Source organism: Paracoccus aeridis (assembly GCF_004923205.2).
GTDB lineage: Bacteria > Pseudomonadota > Alphaproteobacteria > Rhodobacterales > Rhodobacteraceae > Paracoccus > Paracoccus aeridis.
Window position 1 is genome coordinate 1 of the sequence record NZ_SELD02000060.1, and the last position, 311, is coordinate 311.

Annotated in this window: 1 rRNA gene; it reads left to right on the forward strand. The window is 56.6% G+C overall.

Features of this window, described 5'->3' with window-relative positions:
- Positions 1-23: 23 nt before the first annotated feature.
- Positions 24-311 (forward strand): 23S ribosomal RNA (locus ELI80_RS16715); the annotation flags it as partial.

The window sequence follows — 311 nt, forward strand, 5'->3', positions numbered from 1 at the left end:
GGGGGCGCAACGCCCTCGACCTATTCTCAAACTTTAAATAGGTAGGACGGCACGGCTGCTCCGGTGAGCCGTGCCATGGAATCGGGAGCTCCAAGTGGGCCATTTTTGGTAAGCAGAACTGGCGATGCGGGATGAACCGGAAGCCGGGTTACGGTGCCCAACTGCGCGCTAACCTAGAACCCACAAAGGGTGTTGGTCGATTAAGACAGCAGGACGGTGGTCATGGAAGTCGAAATCCGCTAAGGAGTGTGTAACAACTCACCTGCCGAATCAACTAGCCCCGAAAATGGATGGCGCTAAAGCGCGCGACC